Source organism: Acidithiobacillus sp. (assembly GCF_027322205.1).
Taxonomy (GTDB): Bacteria; Pseudomonadota; Gammaproteobacteria; order Acidithiobacillales; family Acidithiobacillaceae; genus Acidithiobacillus.
Window position 1 is genome coordinate 1 of the sequence record NZ_DAHVHY010000138.1, and the last position, 2,192, is coordinate 2,192.

The 2,192-nt window shown below is 60.1% G+C and carries 1 protein-coding gene; it reads right to left on the reverse strand.

The window, feature by feature from the left end:
• Nucleotides 1–101: 101 nt before the first annotated feature.
• The coding region (locus tag M7F93_RS11770; RefSeq protein ID WP_298173773.1) for a helicase-related protein at nucleotides 102–2,192 on the reverse strand (2,091 nt) is incomplete at its 5' end.

A 2,192-nucleotide genomic window follows, 5' to 3' on the forward strand; every position in this document is an offset into this window, starting at 1 on the left:
CCCGCCGCCATTGTCTGCCACCAGCACCGTCAGCTCTGGGTGCAGCGTACATTCCAGCGATGGGAAAAGGCGAAAGTTCTTCAATACAATCTTGTGGAGTCTCATACTTGTTCTCCCTTCCGGAGCAATTCCCCCAAATCCAGATTGATACTGGTGACCGCCCAATCCGGCTCCTGCGTAAAGGGCTTGCGCACATAGTATGGCCCCTCATGCTGTTCACCATCCACCAGCACGATGGCGAGGATGAATTTATCCTGCTGATTCAGCCCGTAGAGGATTTCGTTGCGGGTGACGGTGACGGTACTGCTGCCCTTGGCGCGGCCTTTGACCTCAATGTGCCGGGAAGGAGGCAGTCTGCCGTCAGTGGCAGCGGGCATGCTGGTGACGTCCCAGCCGCATTTCTGTGCCGAAACATCGATCACTTCGTGACCGAGGGTACGTTCCGCGTCCATCACCGCCTGCATGGCGATCCACTCCACCCGGGCACGGGCGGCGGCATCGGCGGTCCAGCCGGTCGTTTCGCCTTTGCGCTGGGCCAGCAGTCCTGCCGGAATCACCAGTGCGCCACCCAGCACGACGGGGGTAGCCGAGATCACGTGACGCATGGCCAGCAGTTCTTTTTCGCGGGATTCCCTGCGTGCAGAGAGATCATCAATGGTGCGGCGGACGTTCTCCAGATTCAGGCGCACGTCCTTACCGGCAGAAATATCGTCTTGCAGCTTGATGTAACGATCCGACCAGTAGTTGATTTCTTTGACCAGCCGCTCCTGAACGGCGGCCAGGGTCTTGTCCACGATCAGTTCGCGGCGCTGGCGTACCTCATTGAAATGCGCCGGTACCTGATGCGCAGAGGCGTAGCTCAGCGCCTGCGCTTCGAGGTTCTGAGTGATCCACGGGGCGGCCAGAATGTCCGCAATCAAGGGCCTGTCCGCCGGGTCGATGGGTTCCAGGTCGAGATGGGGAGCCCAGCCGGCGTTGATGGTATTGCCCTGCGGGTCGATTTCCACAAACTGCATCCGCCGGGATACGACACGCGTGGGGTCGGCGCCTTCTTTTACCGAATGATCGACCATGAACAGGACCCGGGGCGTCAGCCCGGTGTCGCCGGGGTCCACAAGTAGCGCGCCCTGCTTGAGCTGGTTACGGTGCTGCTCCAGGACGATGTCGGTGACCGCCTGCATCAGCGGGTGACCGGGGTGCAGCAGACTCGCCATCGCGGCGCTGGGACGGTCATTGATGCGTACATACTGTTTTTCGAAGCAGACTCGTTCATATCGGGGCAAAACCGGATTGCTGTTGCGGCGGTCCCGCCCGGAAATTTGCCGGTCCCGCTCACGGATGCTGGCGGGGACATGGGTGATTTCGTAGCGGCCCGCCTCGCGGGGGCGCAATGCACCACCCAGTTGCTGGAAGGACTGCTGGAAGAAAGAACGGATGAAATAGGGCTGGAGCTTGCGGGCTTCGGCCTTCTCCATCTCTTCTTTGACGGCGAAGAGACGGCGGGCGTCCATCACCTCTTCGCAAAGGGCATTGCGCTGAAGGATGGCCTCCAGATGCCGGGTATCCAGTGCCCCATCTATTTTTTGCCACATGCGGGCGCGCACTTCGGGGTCGGCACCATAACGGATGGCTTCGATCAGCAGGTCCTTGAGGCTTTTTTCCTCAAAAACCTCACCGAGAATGTCGAAAACCCGACCACCCAATGCCTGGCGCTCGACTTCGAGTTTATCAAAGAGGCGCTGAAAAACGTCGCCCTCGCGGGTTTCGGCGGCGACCATATTCCAGAGATGACAGACTTCGGTCTGGCCGATGCGGTGGATACGGCCAAAGCGCTGCTCCAGCCGGTTGGGATTCCAGGGCAGGTCGTAGTTGACCATCAGGTGCGCGTTTTGCAGATTGACGCCCTCGCCCGCCGCGTCAGTGGCGAGCAGCACGCGGACGGTGGGGTCGTTACGGAACAGCTCTTGGACCTTGCGGCGTTCTTCGCGCTTGATGCCACCGTGAATCATGGTCACGGCGTCTTCATTGCCGATCAGGCCACGAATTTTGACGGCGAGATAGTTGAGGGTGTCGCGGTGCTCGGTAAAAATGATCAGTTTGCGCTGTAGGCCATTATCTTCGCGCATGGCAGGCGATTGCAGCAGGTTGGAGAGTTCGTCCCACTTGCGATCCTGCCCGGAGTGGACGACCTG